Source organism: Klebsiella sp. GB_Kp047, assembly GCF_040065235.1.
Taxonomy (GTDB): Bacteria; Pseudomonadota; Gammaproteobacteria; order Enterobacterales; family Enterobacteriaceae; genus Klebsiella; species Klebsiella quasipneumoniae.
Window position 1 is genome coordinate 53512 of record NZ_JBEAJG010000041.1, and the last position, 17977, is coordinate 71488.

Annotated in this window: 16 protein-coding genes and 2 pseudogenes; 14 read left to right on the top strand and 4 right to left on the bottom strand. The window is 60.3% G+C overall.

Going from position 1 to position 17977, the window contains the following annotated elements; genetic code table 11:
• Positions 1–37 precede the first annotated feature (37 nt).
• A complete protein-coding gene (rihA, locus tag ABLV76_RS20795) occupies positions 38–973 on the bottom strand; it encodes a pyrimidine-specific ribonucleoside hydrolase RihA (protein WP_048324425.1) in 936 nt (311 codons plus the stop codon).
• Positions 974–1250: 277 nt separating this feature from the next.
• On the opposite strand from rihA, the gene ABLV76_RS20800 reads away from it, so the two are divergent.
• The gene (locus ABLV76_RS20800; protein ID WP_020481014.1) at positions 1251–1550 is read left to right on the top strand and encodes a DUF406 domain-containing protein; all 300 of its coding nucleotides are present in this window, start codon (positions 1251–1253) and stop codon (positions 1548–1550) included.
• Positions 1551–1618: 68 nt separating this feature from the next.
• On the opposite strand, the gene pqqU is transcribed toward ABLV76_RS20800, so the two are convergent.
• The gene (gene pqqU, locus ABLV76_RS20805) at positions 1619–3724 is read right to left on the bottom strand and encodes a TonB-dependent receptor PqqU (RefSeq protein WP_080841510.1); all 2106 of its coding nucleotides are present in this window, start codon (positions 3722–3724) and stop codon (positions 1619–1621) included.
• A 257-nt stretch (positions 3725–3981) separates the two neighbouring features.
• Between pqqU and ABLV76_RS20810 the strand changes: the two genes are divergently transcribed.
• Entirely contained in the window at positions 3982–5043 is a 1062-nt protein-coding gene (locus tag ABLV76_RS20810; protein WP_165707680.1) for a YncE family protein, read from the top strand.
• A gap of 148 nt (positions 5044–5191) precedes the next feature.
• Positions 5192–5413 carry a YgdI/YgdR family lipoprotein gene (locus ABLV76_RS20815; RefSeq protein WP_002906779.1) on the top strand — a complete coding sequence of 74 codons (222 nt, stop codon included), beginning with the start codon at positions 5192–5194 and terminating at the stop codon, positions 5411–5413.
• A gap of 50 nt (positions 5414–5463) precedes the next feature.
• Here the strand turns inward: ABLV76_RS20815 and ansP are convergent, their stop codons facing one another.
• Positions 5464–6918, bottom strand: a complete 1455-nt coding sequence (gene ansP / locus ABLV76_RS20820) for an L-asparagine permease (protein ID WP_032456141.1) — start codon at positions 6916–6918, stop codon at positions 5464–5466.
• 189 nt (positions 6919–7107) lie between these two features.
• Positions 7108–7359, bottom strand: a pseudogene (locus ABLV76_RS20825) (hypothetical protein); the annotation flags it as partial.
• Positions 7360–7519: 160 nt separating this feature from the next.
• On the opposite strand from ABLV76_RS20825, the gene dapF reads away from it, so the two are divergent.
• The 11 genes and pseudogenes from dapF to pptA all read left to right on the top strand — a co-directional run bounded on the left by dapF (position 7520) and on the right by pptA (position 17665).
• Entirely contained in the window at positions 7520–8386 is an 867-nt protein-coding gene (dapF, locus tag ABLV76_RS20830; RefSeq protein WP_128335416.1) for a diaminopimelate epimerase, read from the top strand.
• A 126-nt stretch (positions 8387–8512) separates the two neighbouring features.
• On the top strand, positions 8513–9064 hold the full coding sequence (locus tag ABLV76_RS20835) for a hypothetical protein (protein ID WP_004202736.1): 552 nt from the start codon (positions 8513–8515) through the stop codon (positions 9062–9064).
• A 91-nt stretch (positions 9065–9155) separates the two neighbouring features.
• On the top strand, positions 9156–10163 hold the full coding sequence (locus tag ABLV76_RS20840) for an LLM class flavin-dependent oxidoreductase (protein ID WP_053810327.1): 1008 nt from the start codon (positions 9156–9158) through the stop codon (positions 10161–10163).
• The gene (locus ABLV76_RS20845; protein ID WP_017900497.1) at positions 10153–11274 is read left to right on the top strand and encodes a M20 peptidase aminoacylase family protein; all 1122 of its coding nucleotides are present in this window, start codon (positions 10153–10155) and stop codon (positions 11272–11274) included. The genes ABLV76_RS20840 and ABLV76_RS20845 overlap by 11 nt, the downstream gene beginning before the upstream one ends.
• A gap of 24 nt (positions 11275–11298) precedes the next feature.
• Positions 11299–13562: pseudogene (locus tag ABLV76_RS20850) on the top strand (NtaA/DmoA family FMN-dependent monooxygenase).
• A gap of 11 nt (positions 13563–13573) precedes the next feature.
• Entirely contained in the window at positions 13574–14083 is a 510-nt protein-coding gene (locus tag ABLV76_RS20855) for a GNAT family N-acetyltransferase (RefSeq protein ID WP_004202731.1), read from the top strand.
• Positions 14084–14092: 9 nt separating this feature from the next.
• Positions 14093–15019, top strand: coding sequence for an amino acid ABC transporter permease (locus ABLV76_RS20860; protein WP_004202730.1), 927 nt, complete (start codon positions 14093–14095; stop codon positions 15017–15019).
• On the top strand, positions 15003–15782 hold the full coding sequence (locus tag ABLV76_RS20865) for an amino acid ABC transporter ATP-binding protein (protein WP_053810329.1): 780 nt from the start codon (positions 15003–15005) through the stop codon (positions 15780–15782). The genes ABLV76_RS20860 and ABLV76_RS20865 overlap by 17 nt, the downstream gene beginning before the upstream one ends.
• Positions 15783–15820: 38 nt before the next feature.
• Entirely contained in the window at positions 15821–16672 is an 852-nt protein-coding gene (locus tag ABLV76_RS20870) for a transporter substrate-binding domain-containing protein (RefSeq protein WP_167875712.1), read from the top strand.
• 77 nt (positions 16673–16749) lie between these two features.
• Entirely contained in the window at positions 16750–17367 is a 618-nt protein-coding gene (locus ABLV76_RS20875; protein WP_048294935.1) for a glutathione S-transferase family protein, read from the top strand.
• A 70-nt stretch (positions 17368–17437) separates the two neighbouring features.
• On the top strand, positions 17438–17665 hold the full coding sequence (gene pptA, locus ABLV76_RS20880; protein WP_032456134.1) for a tautomerase PptA: 228 nt from the start codon (positions 17438–17440) through the stop codon (positions 17663–17665).
• Positions 17666–17977 lie beyond the last annotated feature (312 nt).

Below are 17977 nucleotides of genomic sequence, written 5' to 3' on the forward strand. Positions count from 1 at the left end.
CTCTCTCCCGGCCGGGAAGAGAGGCGCTGCATGAATATCAGGCGTAAAAGGCTAACCGCTGGGCGAGCAGATCGACAAAGGCTTCGCGGTCCACATCCAGCAGCAGGGTGGTATTGGGCGGATTGCCGGTCAGATGGTAGTAATCGACCACCGTCATCCCCTGGGTATATTTTCCTTCCGTTTCCACGCCGACCCAGCGCTCGATGGTGGTAAAGAGCTCCGGCTTGAGGAGCCAGGCGATGGTGCAAGGGTCGTGCAGCGGTGCGCCGTCGAAGCCCCACTTTTCATCCTTATGGTAGGCCATAAAGAAGTCGAGCAGTTCGGCGACGATAGTGGATACCGGATTGCCAATCTTGCGGAATCGCTCAATATCCGCAGGAAGGATCTGCGCCCGGTGGGTGACATCCAGGCCCGCCATTACCACCGGGATCCCCGACTGAAAGACCATCTCCGCAGCCTGCGGATCAACGTAGATATTAAACTCCGCCGCCGGCTGCCAGTTGCCCAGCCCCATGGCGCCCCCCATGATCACGATGCGGGCGATCTTCACGTGCAGCTCCGGATGGCTGGCGAGCAGCAACGCCACGTTAGTCTGCGGCCCGGTGGCCACCAGAGTCACCGGCTCCCGGCTTTCCCGCAGCACTCTGGCCATCAGCTCGACGGCGGTGCAGTTCTGCGGGGAAAAGGCCGGCTCCGGCAGGTTCGGTCCATCCAGTCCGCTTTCCCCGTGCACGTTATCGGCGATGATCAGATCGCGCATCAATGGCTTCCACGCGCCGCCGGCGACCGGAATATCCGCTCGGTTCAGCAGGGTCAGCATACGCAGCACGTTGCGCAGGGTCTTCTCCGGCGTCTGGTTGCCTGCGGAGGCGGTGACGGCTTTCACCTCCAGCTCCGGCGAGGCGAGGGCGAGGACCAGGGCGATCGCGTCATCATGTCCCGGATCGCAATCAATCATAATCGGCAGTGCCATAGCAGCTCCTTGTTGGCGTTGTTCTGTGACCAGACTAACGCTGCGGCGCGAAGCAGACGAGATAGTGTGCAGAATAGTGTGATGATAAGCACGGTTGCAGCGGCAATCGCACGGTTAGTCGCGGCGTTCCTGCGTCATCAGGCCTCGCCTTGCGGTGGCGCAAGCTAGCGCCCGCCGCGGCGCGATAGAATAAAAATCGCTAATCCTTACGGATATTAATGGTTTGCTTTTCGGCGAGCGGATTCTTATCCTTAAGAAAACTCAAGAGGTTATGACGATGAAAGATGTAGTAGATAAATGCAGCACCAAAGGCTGCGCCATTGATGTCGGGACGATCATTGATAACGAGGACTGCGTCTACCGGGCTGAGAAATTATTCCCGAGCCGCGAGGAAGCGGAGTCAACCGTAGCCGCCGTTCGCGAGCGTGCCGCCGCGGCGGCGCCCGCCAGTGAACCGCCGCAGGTTGACTACACCCTCGCCGCCGCCGGCGACGAGGTGAAGCTCGATCTGTCCATCGCCTTCTCCTGCCAGGCGGAAAAGATCATTTTCGAATTGTCCCTGAGAAACCTGCTTTAATCAGCGTCCTGGGCGCCAGCGCCTGAGAAAAACGCCTGCGCCCGCGAATCCGCGGGCGAAGTCGAGCGTTACTCGAAGCGCCAGGCGAGGTTCAGTCCGATACCGTAGTTGCGTCCGGGCGCGGGCTCGTAGTAGCGTCCGTTGGACTCGTTAACGATGACGGACCCGACGTACTCGCGGTCGAACAGGTTGTCGACCCGGCCGAACAGATCCATATCCATCCTGCCATAGCTCCACTTATAGCCGGTCGTCAGGCCGACCACCGTCCAGGACGGGGCTTTGGCGGTGTTTTCGTCATTCGCCATGATGTCGCTCATGTAGCGAATATCGCTTCCGGCGTACCAGCCCTGCTCAGGCTGATAGCCGAAGGAGGCGTAGCCCATATTGCGCGCGATCCCCGGAATACGGTTACCGTTGCAGCTGGCGTCGCCGCAGACGTTGGTGCGATAGGTCGCGTCCAGCCAGGTCCAGGCCGCCTTCAGGCGCCAGCTCTCGCCAAACTGCTGATCCAGTCCCAGCTCCATGCCCTGACGACGGGTCTTGCCGGCGTTTTTATAGCTGGTGCGCCCGCCGCTGCTGCTGTCGACCACGATCTCATTATCGGTATCAGTCTGGAACAGGGCGGCGGTGAGCAGCCCATTGCCGATCCGCGTCTTGCTGCCGATCTCCACCGTGTCGTTGGTGGAGGGCTTCAGGCCGAAATTAAGGCCGCTCTGGTTATCGGAGCGGTATGACAGTTCGTTGATGGTCGGCGTCTCGAAGCCGCGGCCGGCGGAGAGGTAGACGTTCCACGCGTCGGTCAGGGCATACTTCAGCGAGCCTGCGGGCAGCCATTTGTGATAGCTGGCATCGCCGCTGTCATCGCCATTGCCCGGCGTGATGTAGTAGTCATTCGAATCGAACCATACCGAGCTGTAGCGCACCCCGGCATCGAGCGAAAGTTTGTCGGTGAGCTGCCACTGGGTCTGCAGGTAAGGGTCGACGTTCCACATCAGGTTGCGTTCGTTACGACGCAGCGCGCCCTGTTCGCCATACTGCGGCGCGCCGTTGACCATCACAAAGTTTTCATAGCCTTTGCGGCGCTCGCTCATGTTCTCGTAGTCAAGACCGGCGGTCAGGGTGACCGGCACCAGCAGCTCGCCGCGATGGGTCAGCCGGGTATCGATCCCCTGGTAGTGGCGGGTGAGGTCAATCACCCCGCCGGCATGGCTCGGCTTCAGCTGCGGCGCGCGCGGGATCGACTGGTACTGGGTGGTTTCGCGTTCCCCGGCGTACATCATGACGCTGAGATCGTCCTGGTCGCTCAGCTGACGCTCGTAGCGCAGGCCAGCCTGGGTCTGCCGGGTATCCTTGCGGGTATTATACTGGTCGCCGCGCGGCGACTGGCGCGGGTTATCGCGCCATTCATCGGCGGTTAAGCCGCCGGCGTCATTGGCTTTGATATCGACGCTATTCAGCAGCAGAGTCAGCTTACTGACGTCGTTGATACGCACCCCCAGCCGGGCGTTGGCCAGATTTTTGCGCGCGCCGCTGTGATCGCGATAGCCGTGGGTGGTGAAGCGGTTAGTCGACACCGTGTAATCCACATCGCCCGCGTGGCTGCCGTCGCCAACGGCGCCGGTGGCTTTCATTCCATAGTGCCAGGTGCCAAAGCTGCCATAGTAGCTGCTGGCTTCCACGGTGGGCGGCTGGGTGCCGGTCTGGCTGGTGACGTTGATCACCCCGCCGGACGAGTTACCGTAGAGGGCAGAGAAGGGGCCGCGCAGCACCTCAATGGTGTCGACGCTGCCGATATCGATATTGGACGTCTGCCCCTGGCCGTCGGGCATGGTCGCCGGAATGCCGTCCACATAGATGCGCAGCCCGCGCACGCCGTAGGTGGAGCGGGAGCCAAAGCCGCGAATCGACAGCTGCAGATCCTGGGCATAGTTTTGCCGGTTCTGCACCTGCAGGCCCGGCACGGCGCCCAGCGATTCAGAAAGGTTGACGCGCGGCGCGGCCTGGCGCATCTCATCCCCATTGACCACGCTGACGGCGGCGGGGGTATCCAGTTCAGAAACGGTGGTTGGCGCAGCGGTCACCACCATGGTTTGTTCATCGGCGGCCTGGGCGGCGGCGATGAGCGGCAGCAGCAGGGCCGGCAAGGCCGCATGTCGCACGGATAGGATTTTCATCGATAGTACTCGGGAGACGAACCAAATGGAACATATGTATATATGTTACCCCGTTTGTAAAATATTTGAAAATTATTAACTGCCGTTGGTTAACGGATAGTGCTCAAGGCTGACGAATTTACCGAACAACAACAATTAGCGCTCCACTTTAATAAGAATAATGATTACTATTCTCATTCAAAACAAGGTAGAGCCATGACTTTGCCGCCGGAAGCGATGTCGGGTCAGCACATACAGGTTTATCAAAGGGAGTCGTCATGTCATTACGTCAGTTTGCCGCGCCGCGTCTGCGCCATTCACTGTTATTCACTTCTCTGCTGCTGGCAGGCAGCTTTAGCGCCCACGCCGCGGAAGAGATGCTGCGCAAGGCCGTCGGAAAAGGGGCCTACGAAATGGCCTACAGCCAGCAGGAGAACGCGCTGTGGGTCGCCACTTCGCAAAGTCGTTCGCTGGACAAAGGGGGGATTGTTTATCGTCTTGACCCCACCACCCTCGACGTGACGCAGATTATTCACAACGATCTGAAGCCGTTTGGCGCCGCTATCAACCATGCCACCGGTACGCTGTGGTTTGGTAATACCGTCGACAGCACCGTCACCGCCATTGACGCCAAAACCGGCGCCGTGAAGGGGCGACTGGTGCTGGACGAGCGTCAGCGCAGTGAAACCGTGCGCCCGCTGCAGCCGCGCGAGCTGGCGGTCAATGAGCAGACCAACACTATCTACATTACCGGTCTGGGCAAAGAGAGCGTGATTTGGGTGGTGGACGGCGCTACCCTGAAGCTGAAAACGACGATTACCGGCACCGGGGCGATGGCCACCGGCCTGGCGATCGATCCGCAGGCGAAACGCCTTTATACCACCAATGCCGACGGCGAACTGCTGACCATCGACAGCGAGAGCAACACCATTGTGTCGCGCAAAAAATTGCTGGATGACGGCAAGGCGCATTTCTACCTTAACCTGAGCCTCGATACCGCCGGCCACCGCGCCTTTATTACCGACAGCAAGCAGCCGGAAGTGCTGGTGGTCGATACCCGCGACGGTAAGGTGCTGGAGAAAATCGCCGCGCCGGAATCGCTGGCGGTGCTGTTCAACCCCACCCGCAACGAAGCCTATGTGACGCATCGTAAAGCGGGGGAGGTGAGCGTTATCGACGGCAAGAGTTATAAGGTGGTGAAGACCTTTAAAACGCCGACCCATCCCAACAGCCTGGCGCTCTCTGATGACGGCAAAACGCTGTACGTCAGCGTGAAACAAGCTTCCAGCCGTGAGAAAGAGGCCACCGCCCCGGACGATGTGATCCGCATCGCGCTGTAAGGTCCCCGGGCGCGACGACCACTGCCACCGGTGGTCGCGCCCGGCATCTCACCCTCTGTTACAAACGCGTATTGGCCTGATAAACCAGATGGTTATACACTTACCCCTTTCCCGCCTCGCGCGGGCAGTGGTAATCAGTGGAGATAAAATGAAAAAGCCATTTATGGTGATTTGCGCCGGCGCGATGCTGGCCTTGCTGGCAGGCTGTTCGTCCAACTACGTTATGACCACCAAAAGCGGTCAGACGATCGTGACTCACGGCAAGCCGCAGCTGGATAAAGAAACGGGGATGACCAGCTATATCGATGAGTCTGGTAATAAGCGAGAAATTAACAGCAGCGACGTGTCGCAGCTGGTTGAGGATAACTAAGTCCTGACCTCCCGGTTTGCCCGCGATGGACAAACCGGGAGTCCTGCCATTTACTGCTTGAGCGTCGGCGCTGTGCTGTGAATCGCATGCACGCGCTTACGCACGCCAAACCAGCCCGCCACCAACAGCACCGCCAGCAACGGGATGGAGCCAATGGTATAGGTGCCGTTCGGATAATCGAAGGCCATCAGCACCAGCACGCTAAACAGGAACAGCAGCGTCAGCCACGAGGTGAACGGCGCCCCCGGCATTCTGAAGCTCACCTGAGCCGCTTTCCCTTCCTTAATCGCTTTGCGCAGACGCATCTGACACACCACGATAAAGCCCCAGGAAGCAATGATCCCCAGCGAAGCGACGTTGAGGACGATCTCAAACACCTGCGACGGCACCAGATAGTTGAGGAACACCCCGACCACGTACACCGCCAGCGTCGCCAGGATCCCGGCGTAAGGGACGTGGTGACGGCTCATCTTCGACATGAACTTCGGCGCGGAGCCCCCCATCGACATGGAGCGCAGAATACGTCCGGTGCTGTAGAGGCCGGAGTTAAGGCTGGAGAGGGCGGCGGTTAATACCACGATGTTCATCACGCTGCCGATGTACGGCACGCCCAGTTTTGAGAAGAAGGTAACAAACGGGCTCTGTCCCGCCTGGTAGGCGTTCCACGGCAGCAGCAGCACCAGCAGCACCACCGACCCAACGTAAAACAGGCCGATACGCCAGATCACGCTGTTGATGGCCTTCGGCACCATCGTCTCCGGATCTTTACACTCACCGGCCGCGGTGCCCACCAGCTCAATGGAGGCGAAGGCGAAGACCACGCCCTGCACCAGCACCAGCGCCGGCAGGAGGCCGTGCGGGAAGAAGCCGCCGTTATCGGTGATCAGGTGGAAGCCTGTGGCATTACCGTCCAGCGGCTTACCGGAGCCGAGGAAAATGGTACCGACCACGAGAAACGCGACGATCGCCAGTACTTTGACCAGTGCGAACCAGAACTCCATCTCGGCGAACCACTTCACGCCGATCATGTTCATGGTGCCAACGATGGCTAGCGCGCCAAGGGCGAAGACCCACTGCGGCACATCGCCAAAGGCGCCCCAATAGTGCATATACAGCGCCACGGCGGTGATATCGACGATCCCGGTCATTGCCCAGTTAACGAAGTACATCCAGCCGGCCACGTAGGCGGCTTTTTCGCCGAGGAATTCCCTGGCATAAGAGACGAAGCTGCCGCTCGAGGGGCGGTGGAGAACCAGTTCGCCGAGCGCGCGAAGAATAAAGAAAGAGAAGATGCCGCAGACCAGATAGACCAGTGCGAGCGCTGGCCCTGCCATTTGTAAACGTGCCCCGGCGCCGAGGAACAAACCGGTACCGATGGCGCCGCCGATGGCAATCATCTGTACCTGACGGTTGCCCATCGCTTTGTGATAACCCGCTTCGTGTGAGTTGAGCCAGTGGCGTTTTGCAGCATGGTGCTCCGCTGCAGTGTCGTGTTTCGTATTCATTGATGTATCAGTTTCCTGTCAATGCCCATGTTTGCAGCCGGTGTGGAGGACGGCTGGCACATTATGCTGGCTTTCTCATCATTCTGACGTAGGAGATAAGCTCAGACATGGCGCTGAATCCTACACGTAACCTAATAGTTACGCACCTAAAACATTTACCGATAGCATTTGACAGATTTATCAATGAGATCAGCGTCGCAGAGTTTCCCGCAACAGAATGAAAGCGCTGGTATGTTGGCGTCGACTGGGGTAATAGCGAGGCTGTCCGGGGACGGCGTGGGGCCAGTTCGCCTGCTGGCGCATTCGTTGGTCACAGGCGATAGCCAGCTGTTCGCCGAGTCGCAGCCCAGCGTTTAACCGGTCATCGACGACCACCGTTTGGCCATTATCATCAGTGCTTTTGATGTTAATATCCGGATATTCCAGCATAAATGGCTTCAGCGTCAGTCACGGCGGGGATGCGCAGACGGGAGAAGCATGACGCCTGCCTGCCGAAGAGCAGAATGAACAGAGCGGTTAAGCCTTAGTGTTTAATTCATTCTGGCGGCGCAGGTATTGTAAGATGCAAGATCAGACCCATAGCGCCAGGCGACCCCACACAATGACCCCCTTACAGTTTCATAAATATCACGGACTGGGTAATGATTACCTGGTATGCCATCGCGCCGTTGCCGACCAGCTGAGCAACGAGCATATTCGAATTCTGTGCCATCGCCACTATGGCGTTGGTTCCGATGGTCTGCTGATCGACAGTGGCGATCAAACCCATCCCACGCTGCGTATTATCAATCCGGACGGCTCCGAGGCGGAGAAAAGCGGTAATGGGCTACGGATCTATGCGCGCTATCTGTTTGATAGCGGTCGCGTCGGCCATGAGCCTTTTTTAGTGCACACGGCGGGCGGAGATGTCTATTGCACCGTGGAGAGTGATTTTCATCAGATTAGCGTGGATATGGGGCGGGCGAATTTCAATCCGGCGGCGTTACCCGCCTTAGTGAATTTGCCCGAGGCGGTGAATTATCCGTTGACGCTGGCGGATGAAACCCTGTCCGTCGTGCTGGTCTCCATGGGCAATCCCCACTGCGTTGTCCTCGTGGATAAGCTCGACCTGGAACAGGTTCATCGTTTAGGACCGCAAATTGAACATCATCCCTTATTCCCCAAACGCTGCAATGTGCAGTTCGTGGAAATTGTCGATCGCCATACGCTGAAGATTGGTATCTGGGAGCGGGGCGCCGGGTTTACGATGGCCTCCGGGAGCAGCAGCTGCGCGGCGGCCAGCGCCATGCGCCGGTTAGGGAAGGTGGACGATCGGGTGGATGTCAACATGCCAGGCGGCCAGCTGTGCATCACCTTCGGCGCGGATTTTCAGGTGAATATGCGCGGTCCGGTGCATAAGATCGCCAGCCTGACGCTGGATAAAGACTGCTTTGTTGGCGGCAGCGCCATCTTTACTGGCGCGGCATGACAGGTGGGGCGATCAGCCGGAAATTTTTTGCCTTTCGCTTGCTGGCGTAAGCGGCTGTACATACTGCCTTTTCCCATCCGGGCAAAGGCGGCGAACAACGGGAATGGCTACCAGGGAGAATCAGAGATGAACATCAACGTGGTCGGCACCAGCGGCTCAGGTAAATCCACCCTGGCTCGTCGCCTGGCGCACAGGCTGGGGCTGCGCTGGATCGAACTGGATCGCCTGTACTGGCGGCCAAACTGGCAGGGCACGCCGGATGAGGCGTTTTTCGCCGCCATTGCCGCCGCGACGGCCACCCCGGGCTGGGTGCTGGACGGCAACTACAATCGCAGCCGCGGGGTCAAATGGCGCGAGGTGGATCTGGTGATCTGGCTGGATTATGGCCTCTGGCGCACGCTGCGCCAGGCGGTGTGGCGGGCCGCGAGCCGGGCGTGGCGACAACAGGAGCTATGGCCGGGCACCGGCAACCGCGAGAGTTTCCGCCGTTCGTTCTGCAGCCGGGAATCCATCATCCTCTGGACGCTGAAGACCTGGCGGCAGAATCGTCGACGCTATCTGGCCGATATGCAGGATCCGCAATATCGGCATATTCGCTTCGTCCGGCTGCGCAGTCCGCGGCAGGCTGAGGCGCTGCTCCGCGAGCTGGAAGCGCAGCGGTCAGGCGGGCATATCTAATTTTCAGCAGTACACATGTGAATTAATTGTTTCTCAATAGTTAGCAGAGATTTTAATAATGCAGGCACGTACTTTCATATGAGCCTGCGAAATGTCTTATCGAATCAGTATCCTGGATAAAAGTCCGCTTGCCGCCGGGGAAACCGCCGCGCAGGCGCTGGCGCGCACATTAACGCTGGCGCAACACGCCGAAGCCTGGGGCTATCACCGCTTCTGGGTCGCCGAACACCACAATACCGATCAGCTGGCGAGCCCCTCTCCGGAGCTGGTTATCGCCTGGCTGCTGGGCCACACCCGGCGCATTCGTCTTGGGTCCGGCGGCGTCATGCTCCAGCACTACAGCCCCTATAAAGTCGCGGAAAACTTTAACCTGCTGGCCGCCCTCGCGCCGGGTCGCATCGATCTCGGGGTGGGCAAGGCGCCTGGCGGCCTGCCGCTCTCCACCCGCGCCCTGCAGCAGGGCCTGCATCAGGAGGAGAAAGGGACCTTTGCCGATCAGCTGGCGCAGCTGGATAACTGGCTGTCACTGACTGAGCCAGGGGGAGAGGAGAGCCTGCGCGCCACGCCGATCCCGCCGCGCCGGGCCGACGGATTTCTGCTCGGCGCCAGCCTGGAGAGTGCGGAACTGGCCGCCCGTCTTGACTGGAACTTTGTCTTTGCGGCCCATCTCAATGGCGACAGCGCGCTGCGCCGCACGGTGATCAACCGCTGGCGCGAGCTCAGCCCGCGTGAGGCGATCGTCGCCGTGCAGGTGGTGGTGGCTGACGATCCGGCCACCGCCGCTGCGCTGGCGCAGCAGGTCGAGGTGTGGGGCGTCGAGCTGGAGAACGGCCAGCGGGTGACCGTCGGCAGTGAGGCTCAGGCCGTCGCCTTTGCCCGCCAGGCTGGCAGCCGGCCGACACGCATCCACCGCCGCGAATCTTCACTGATCTCCGGTACTCCCGAACAGGTTAAAGCCCGGCTTGACGCGCTGCAGGCGGAAGATCAGCTGGATGAATTAATCATTGATACCCCCATTAGCGACGGGCCTGCGCGCCTGCGCTCCCTGCGCCTGCTGGCGCAGGCTCACTACGGCAAGGAGGTGCTGAATGTCCTTTGAACAACAACTGATTAGCTGGCGGCGCGAGCTGCACCAGAACCCGGAGCTCTCCCTACAGGAAGTAGCCACCACCGCGCGGATCCGCGACTGGCTGCAGAGCGGCGGGCTGACTCTGCTGCCCTTCGATCTGAAAACCGGGCTGGTCGCCGAAGTCGGCAGCGGCGACAAGGTGATTGCCCTGCGGGCGGACATCGACGCGTTGCCCATCGAGGAGGCGACCGGTCTGCCTTACCGCTCGCAAAATGAAGGGGTGATGCATGCCTGCGGCCACGATATTCACACCAGCGTGATGCTGGGGGCGGCGCTGCTGCTGAAGGATCGGGAAGCGGAACTCCCGGGGCGGGTACGGATCCTGTTTCAGCCGGCGGAAGAAAATTTTGGCGGCGCGAAAACCCTGATCCGCGCCGGGGCGCTGGAGGACGTGTCGGCGATCTTTGGTATGCACAATGAGCCCGGCCTGCCGGTGGGCGAATTTGCCACCCGCGGCGGCGCGTTCTACGCCAACGTCGATCGCTTCGTCTTCAAAGTGACCGGGAAGGGGGCGCATGCCGCCCGCCCACATGAAGGAAAGGATGCGATCCTGCTGGCCAGCCAGCTGGTGACGGTGCTGCAGAGCGTGGCCAGCCGGGAAGTGAACACCCTCGACTCAGTGGTGCTCAGCGTGACGCGGGTCCAGGGAGGCAATACCTGGAACGTGCTGCCGGAGAGCGTCGAACTGGAGGGGACGCTGCGCACCCACAGCAGTGAAGTGCAGCAGCGGGTCAAGGCCCGGGTCAGCGAGATCGCGGCCGGTTTCGCCAGCGCCTTTGGCGCACAGATTGACGTCTTCTGGTATGCCGGCCCGACGGCGCTGGTCAATGACGCCCGCTGGGCCGACTTCGCCAGCGACGTGGCGGCCCAGGCCGGGTACCGCACCCATCACGCCGATCTGCATCTCGGTGGCGAAGATTTTGCGGTCTATCTTCAGCATATTCCCGGGGCGTTCGTCAGCATCGGCAGCGCCAGCGAATATGGTCTGCACCATCCGGCATTTAATCCGGATGAACGGCTGATTGCGCCCGCGGCGCATTATTTCGCCCGGCTCGCGGAAGAAGCGTTACAACACATTTAACGGATGGCAGGGGAAGGGGTAGCTATGTCTGAAAATCGACAATTGCGTCTGGGAACCATATTACATGGTGCATCGGGAAATATGTCCGCATGGCGTCATCCGGCGGCCCAGGCCGACGCCAGTATTAATTTTGATTTTGTTACAGAGACGGCGTTAAAAGCGGAAGCGGGTAAGCTGGATTTTATTTTTGTCGCCGACGGTTTATATATTAATGAAAAATCGATTCCCCATTTTTTAAATCGCTTCGAGCCCTTAACGGTGCTTTCCGCGCTGGCCGCGGTTACCCGGCGGCTGGGGCTGGTGGGGACCTTATCCACTTCGTACAGCGAGCCGTTTACCTCCGCCCGACAGTTCGCCAGCCTTGACCATTTAAGCCAGGGGCGGGCGGGCTGGAACGTGGTCACTTCGCCGCTGGAAGGGTCGGCGAAAAACTTCTCCCGGGCCCAGCATCCGGATCATGCGCTGCGCTATCGCATTGCCGATGAATATCTGCAGGTGGTGAAAGGCTTATGGGATTCATGGGAAGAGGACGCCTTTGTGCGCAATAAGGAGACTGGCCAGTTCTTTGATAAAAATAAACTGCATACGCTCGATCACCATGGCGATTTCTTTAAAGTGGCCGGGCCGCTAAATATTGCCCGCACGCCACAGGGACGGCCGATTATTTTCCAGGCTGGCGCGTCGGACGACGGCAAGAAATTAGCCGCACGCCACGCCGATGCCATTTTTACCCATCAGGAATCGCTGGCCGAGGCGCAGGCATTTTATCAGGATGTCAAAAGCCAACTCAGCGCATATCAGCGCACCCCGGACCAACTGCATATCTTCCAGGGCGTCAGCGTCATCGTCGGGGATGACGCCCAGGATGCGGAACGTCAGTACCAGACTACCGCGGCGCTGGTTTCCATCGAGGATGCGCTGAACTATCTTGGGCGCTATTTCGAACACCATGATTTTTCGCAGTACCCGCTTGATGAACCGTTCCCGGATATTGGCGACCTGGGACAAAACAGCTTCCGCAGCACCACCGACGAGATTAAACGTCACGCCCGCGAGCGGGGATTAACCCTGCGCCAGGTGGCCCTGGAGGCCGCGAGCCCACGTCCGCGCTTTACCGGCACCGCCAGCGATGTCGCCGATGGCCTGCAATTGTGGTTCGAACAGCGCGCGGCGGACGGTTTCATCATTCAGGGCGGCACGCCGGAAACCTTCCCGCGCTTTGTTGACGAGGTGGTGCCTCTGTTACAGGCGCGCGGTCTATTCCGTCGCGACTATCCGGGCACTACCCTGCGGGAAAGTCTGGGCCTGGCGCTACCCGCTAATCAATTCCAAAAATAAGAAAAGAGAATCACGCTATGCAGAAAACAACACTCTTGCTGGCCGTCGCGTTGGCATTTAGCGCCTCGTCGTGGGCACAGGACGTCAAGATCAATGGCACCGGGGTAAGCCTGGAGGCCAACAAAACGCCGATTCACACAGCGAAAAACCCGCAGGCCATTGCCCTGTTGCCGAAAGATCTGCATCTGGCGGTGCCGGGGAAATTCACCGTCGCGGTGGCGGCCCTGAACTCACCGCCGCTGACGGTCTTCGCCGATGACAACAAAACCCTGCTCGGCAGCGAGGCGGATATCGCCCGGCTGGTGGCGGAGAGTCTCGGGCTGGAGGTGAACGTAGTTCCCACCTCCTGGGAAGACTGGCCGCTGGGAGTCACCTCCGGCAAATATGATGCCGCGATCAGCAATATTACCGTCACCAAAGAGCGAAAAGAAAAGTTCGATTTCGCCACCTACCGCAAAGATTCGCTGGGCTTCTACGTCAAAAGCACCAGTCCGCTGAACAAAATTGACAAGGCGGAGGACATCGCCGGGCTGAAGATTATCGTCGGCTCCGGTACTAACCAGGAGGCGATCCTGCTGGCGTGGAACGCGGAGAACGTCAAGAAGGGGCTGAAGCCGTTTACCCCGGTTTACACCAAGGATGATGCCGCCCAGACGCTGGCGCTGCAGACCGGGCGAGCCGACGCCTTTTTCGGCCCTAACGTAATTGGCGCATGGAAGGCGGCGCTGACCGGCAAAACCAAACTGGTGGGCAGCGTCGATGGCGGCTGGCCGAAAGCGGCGCATATCGCGGTAACGCTGAAAAAAGACAGCGGGCTGGTGAATGCCGTCCAGGCGGCGCTGAACGGCGCTATCGCCAGCGGGGACTACGCCAAAGTGCTTAACCGCTGGGGCGAAGGGGTGGAAAGCATACCGCAATCGGAAATCAACCCGCCCGGGCTGGGCGACTGACAGGAGGCGCGATGAGCGAAGCATTCCGCGATATTTCTCCGGACGCCCCGGAGCTGCAGCCGATTATTAGCGGGCTGTTTGCTGAATACGCCGCCCGCTACGGCGACTATTTTTCCCGCGATGCGGAAGTGGAGTTGAGCGAGTGGTATTTGCCGCCGCAGGGGCTGTTTATCGTCCTTGAGCGTGAGGGCGAAATTATCGCCACCGGCGCTTATAAACCTAAGGATCGCCACACCGCAGAGATCAAACGTATCTGGACGCACCGCCGTCTGCGCCAGCAGGGGCTGGCGGCGAAAGTAGTTCAGGAGCTGGAGCGGCGGGCGGTGCTGGCCGGGTACAGCCATATCTACCTGACCACCGGCTTCCGCCAGCCGGAGGCGGTAAAGCTCTATCTCAGCCAGGGGTATGAGGCGCAGTTTGACCTCGCGCGAGACCCGGAAGAGTACAGTCAGCCGCCTTACGATGGCCGGCTGCGGTTCACTAAAGCGCTGGCGGTGAGCGCCTTTAGCCACAGCGCCTGAGGAGGCATTATGCATACATCTGAAACGATAAAAGTGGTGCCGGCGCGCTATCCGCTGCGGGTGGTGGGAGCCCTGGTGGCCCTGCTGGTGCTGGCGGTAGTGATCCAGTCGGTGGCCTTCAACCCGCGCTGGGAGTGGGGCGTCTTCGCCCGCTGGTTCTTTGACCCGGTGATCCTCGAAGGGCTGGGACAAACCCTGCTTCTGACCCTGCTCGGCACGGTGCTGAGCGTGATCTTCGGCGGCCTGCTGGCGCTGGCCCGCTTGTCCTCATCCTGGCTGCTCAGCAGCCTCGCCTGGAGCTATATCTGGCTGTTTCGCTCGCTGCCGCTGATTGTAGTGCTGATCATTCTCTACAACTTCTCCTATCTTTACGACACCCTGTCGCTGGGGATCCCGTTTACCGGCGTCACCTGGGCCAGCTACCAGACGATAAACGTGCTGGGGCAATTCTCCACGGCGGTGGTGGGCCTGACCCTGGTGCAGAGCGCCTATACCGCGGAGATTATTCGCGGCGGCTTCCTCGGCGTTGACCATGGGCAGTATGAGGCCGCTGCCGCGCTGGGGCTGCCCGCCTGGCGACGCACGCTGCGCATTATTTTGCCGCAGGCGCTGCGCACCATTCTGCCATCCGGCTTCAATGAGATCATCAGTCTGGCGAAAGGAACGGCGATGGTGTATGTCCTGGCGATGCCGGAGCTGTTCTACACCATCCAGATGATCTACAACCGTACCCAGGAGGTGATCCCGCTGTTGATGGTCGGCGCCGCCTGGTATCTGGCGATCACCAGCGTTCTCTCCGCCATTCAGTACCTGGTGGAACGTGGACTGGCGCGCAGCGAGCGCCGCTCGGCGGTGAACAGCGCCCGCAGCAGCCGTCTGAATCAACCCGCACGTCAACCACAGCCCCAGGAGGCCGTCCATGCCCAGCTCTCGTAATGGCCATATCTCTATCACCGGCGTCAGCAAATACTATGGCCGCCACAAAGCGCTGGACGATGTGTCCTTGGAGATACCTCCGGGCACGGTGACGGTGATCCTCGGCCCTTCCGGTTCGGGCAAGTCCACGCTGCTGCGCACCATTAATCACCTCGAGCGCGTTGATGAAGGGTTTATTCAGATTGATGGCGACTATATCGGCTATCGCCGCAAAGGCGACAAGCTGTATGAGATGAAAGAGAAGGAGATCCTCCGCCAGCGGATCAACGTCGGTTACGTGTTTCAGAACTTTAACCTGTTTCCGCACCTGACGGTGCTGGAGAACCTGATAGAGGCGCCGATCGCCCACAAGCAGGTCACGCGCAAAGAGGCCATTGCCCGTGCCTGGGAGCTGCTGGACGTGGTCGGACTGCGCAATAAAGCCGACGCCTGGTCGCGGCATCTCTCCGGTGGCCAGCAGCAGCGTATCGCTATTGCCCGGGCGCTGGCGCTGGACCCGCGGGTGATCCTGTTTGATGAGCCCACCTCGGCGCTGGATCCGGAGCTGGTGGGCGAGGTGCTGGATGTCATCAAGAAGCTGGCGCGCTCTGGCACCACTCTGGTGGTGGTCACCCACGAGGTTGGCTTTGCCCGCGAGGTGGCCGATCAGGTGGTGTTTATGGTCGACGGCAGGATCGTCGAGCAGGGCAGCAGCGACGAGGTGCTCAACCATCCTCAGCATCCGCGTACCCGGCAGTTTTTATCCAGGGTGCTGCCGTCATGAACAGAGCGATAGCGACCCTGGTATTCAGCGCCCTGGCGCTGGACGCTCACGCGGCGCTGGATCTGCGCGCCAATGAGCAGCCATTGCCGGTCACCCGCGACCCGCAGGCGATCGCGAAAATTCCACCGGGCTATCGCTTCGTGGAACCGGGGACGCTGACGGTGGCGATCTCGGCGCTCAATTCGCCGCCGCTGGCGCTGCTTGCCAGCGACAACCGCACGCGGATCGGCAGCGACCCGGATATGGCCCGCCTGCTGGCCGGAAGCCTTGGCCTGAAACTCAGGCTGGTGCCCACCGCGTGGGAGGACTGGCCGCTGGGCATCGCCGCCGGCCGCTACGATGTGGCGCTGATTAATATCGCGGTAACCGAGAAGCGCAAAGAGAAGTTCGATTTCGCCACCTACCGGGTGGACTCCCTGGCCTTCTCGGTGAAATCCACCAGCGACATCGCCGCGGTAAACGGACCCGCAGACCTCGCCGGGCGCAAAGTGATCGTCGGGTCTGGCACCAACCAGGAGCGGATCCTGCTGGGCTGGAATGAGGACAACCGGGCCGCCGGGCGGCCGCTGGCCCAGCCGGTCTACCTGACCGATGATGCCTCCGGCAACCTCTATATCCAGTCCGGGCGGGCGGATATCTTTTTCGGCCCGCAGTCGGTGGCCGCCTATAAAGCGGCCCTTAATGGCCAGACCCGGGTGGTAGGCCTGGGGCCGAAAAAAGCGTGGGTGGCGACAACCACCAAAAAAGGCAACGGCCTGGTCTTTGCCCTGCAGGCAGCCCTCGACGGGGCGATTGCCCGCGGTGAATATCAGCAGGTGCTGGCGCGCTGGGGAGAGCAGGGCGAGGCGGTGGCGCAGTCGGTGGTCAACCCGCCGGGGATCACCTACTAACCACCCGGGCCATGGTATGCCGGTTGGGTGAGCGGTAATTTTCTGCCTACACTTAGGCTTTATCCTGGAGGCAGACCATGATTACCGTTTATGGCGTGCCGGGATGGGGCTCGACGATTAGCGAGCTGATGCTCTCCCTGGCCGATATTCCCTACGAGGTGGTTGACGTTGAGGGCTTTGACCAGCCCGGCCCGGCGCGCGAGCGCCTGCGGCAGATTAACCCGCTGTGTCAGGTGCCCACCCTGAGGCTGGCCGACGGCAACATCATGACCGAAACCGCCGCCATCGCGCTGATGATCCTCGACCAGCGTCCCGACCTGGCCCCCGCGCCGGGGACGCCGCAGCGTCAGCAGTTTCAGCGCCTGCTGGTCTGGCTGGTGGCTAATGTCTATCCTACCTTTACCTATGCCGACTATCCGGAACGCTGGGCGCCCGCCGCGGCGGAGCAGCTGGTGGAGAATTGTCGCCAGTACCGGAACAATCTCTATCTCTGGTTCGAACAGCAGCTGGCCGCCGGGCCGTGGGCGCTGGGCGCGTCGATTACCCTCCTGGACTGCTATATCGCGGCGATGTACAGCTGGGGGCCGCGGCAGGCGTGGTTTGACGACCACGCGCCAAAATTCGCCGCCGTCGCCCGGGCGGTCTACCAGCGACCGGAGCTGGCCGCGGCGCTGCGCCGTAACAAGCTGATTTAACGCACGCGATGCCAACCATAACGGCCATTCTGTGTTAGCGTTATAGCTCTGACCACAAGGAGTCTTTGCTATGCCGCATGTTGATATTAAATGCTTTCCCCGTGAACTGACTGAGGAACAAAAAACCGCGCTGGCCGCCGACATTACCGAGGTGCTGATCCGCCATCTGAACAGCAAAGAGAGCGCGGTCAGCGTCGCGCTCACCCAGGTTGAGCCGGACGCGTGGCAGGCGGTGTGGGACAGTGAGATCGCCCCGCAGATGGCGCAGCTGATAAAGAAGCCGGGTTATAGCATGTAACCCGGCGCGCCGGAGGCGATGCTGCGCATCTGTCCGGGCTACGCGTTCTCAGCGGTCTGCAGATCCGTAGCCCGGGCAAGGCGCTTTGCGCCGCCCCCGGGGAGGGCCTTCTCCTGCGACGCACTGAGACAAACATCATGTTCATCTATCATAAGCACCAGAGAGCCAACTGAGGTGTGTAAGAAAGACGAATTGTTTGCCGATCTGCTTGATGAGTTTAGACAACAAGAAAATGTCCATGGTATCGGGTTGTTTAGCTCTACATTGGGATGCAAGGGGTGACTGACTCATCCATTCAGATGTTAGCATTTA

Coding starts and splice junctions, on each gene's coding strand:
- rihA (WP_048324425.1), bottom strand. CDS start 973: ATGGCACTGCCGATTATGATTGATTGCGATCCGGGACATGATGACGCG.
- ABLV76_RS20800 (WP_020481014.1), top strand. CDS start 1,251: ATGAAAGATGTAGTAGATAAATGCAGCACCAAAGGCTGCGCCATTGAT.
- pqqU (WP_080841510.1), bottom strand. CDS start 3,724: ATGAAAATCCTATCCGTGCGACATGCGGCCTTGCCGGCCCTGCTGCTG.
- ABLV76_RS20810 (WP_165707680.1), top strand. CDS start 3,982: ATGTCATTACGTCAGTTTGCCGCGCCGCGTCTGCGCCATTCACTGTTA.
- ABLV76_RS20815 (WP_002906779.1), top strand. CDS start 5,192: ATGAAAAAGCCATTTATGGTGATTTGCGCCGGCGCGATGCTGGCCTTG.
- ansP (WP_032456141.1), bottom strand. CDS start 6,918: ATGAATACGAAACACGACACTGCAGCGGAGCACCATGCTGCAAAACGC.
- dapF (WP_128335416.1), top strand. CDS start 7,520: ATGACCCCCTTACAGTTTCATAAATATCACGGACTGGGTAATGATTAC.
- ABLV76_RS20835 (WP_004202736.1), top strand. CDS start 8,513: ATGAACATCAACGTGGTCGGCACCAGCGGCTCAGGTAAATCCACCCTG.
- ABLV76_RS20840 (WP_053810327.1), top strand. CDS start 9,156: ATGTCTTATCGAATCAGTATCCTGGATAAAAGTCCGCTTGCCGCCGGG.
- ABLV76_RS20845 (WP_017900497.1), top strand. CDS start 10,153: ATGTCCTTTGAACAACAACTGATTAGCTGGCGGCGCGAGCTGCACCAG.
- ABLV76_RS20855 (WP_004202731.1), top strand. CDS start 13,574: ATGAGCGAAGCATTCCGCGATATTTCTCCGGACGCCCCGGAGCTGCAG.
- ABLV76_RS20860 (WP_004202730.1), top strand. CDS start 14,093: ATGCATACATCTGAAACGATAAAAGTGGTGCCGGCGCGCTATCCGCTG.
- ABLV76_RS20865 (WP_053810329.1), top strand. CDS start 15,003: ATGCCCAGCTCTCGTAATGGCCATATCTCTATCACCGGCGTCAGCAAA.
- ABLV76_RS20875 (WP_048294935.1), top strand. CDS start 16,750: ATGATTACCGTTTATGGCGTGCCGGGATGGGGCTCGACGATTAGCGAG.
- pptA (WP_032456134.1), top strand. CDS start 17,438: ATGCCGCATGTTGATATTAAATGCTTTCCCCGTGAACTGACTGAGGAA.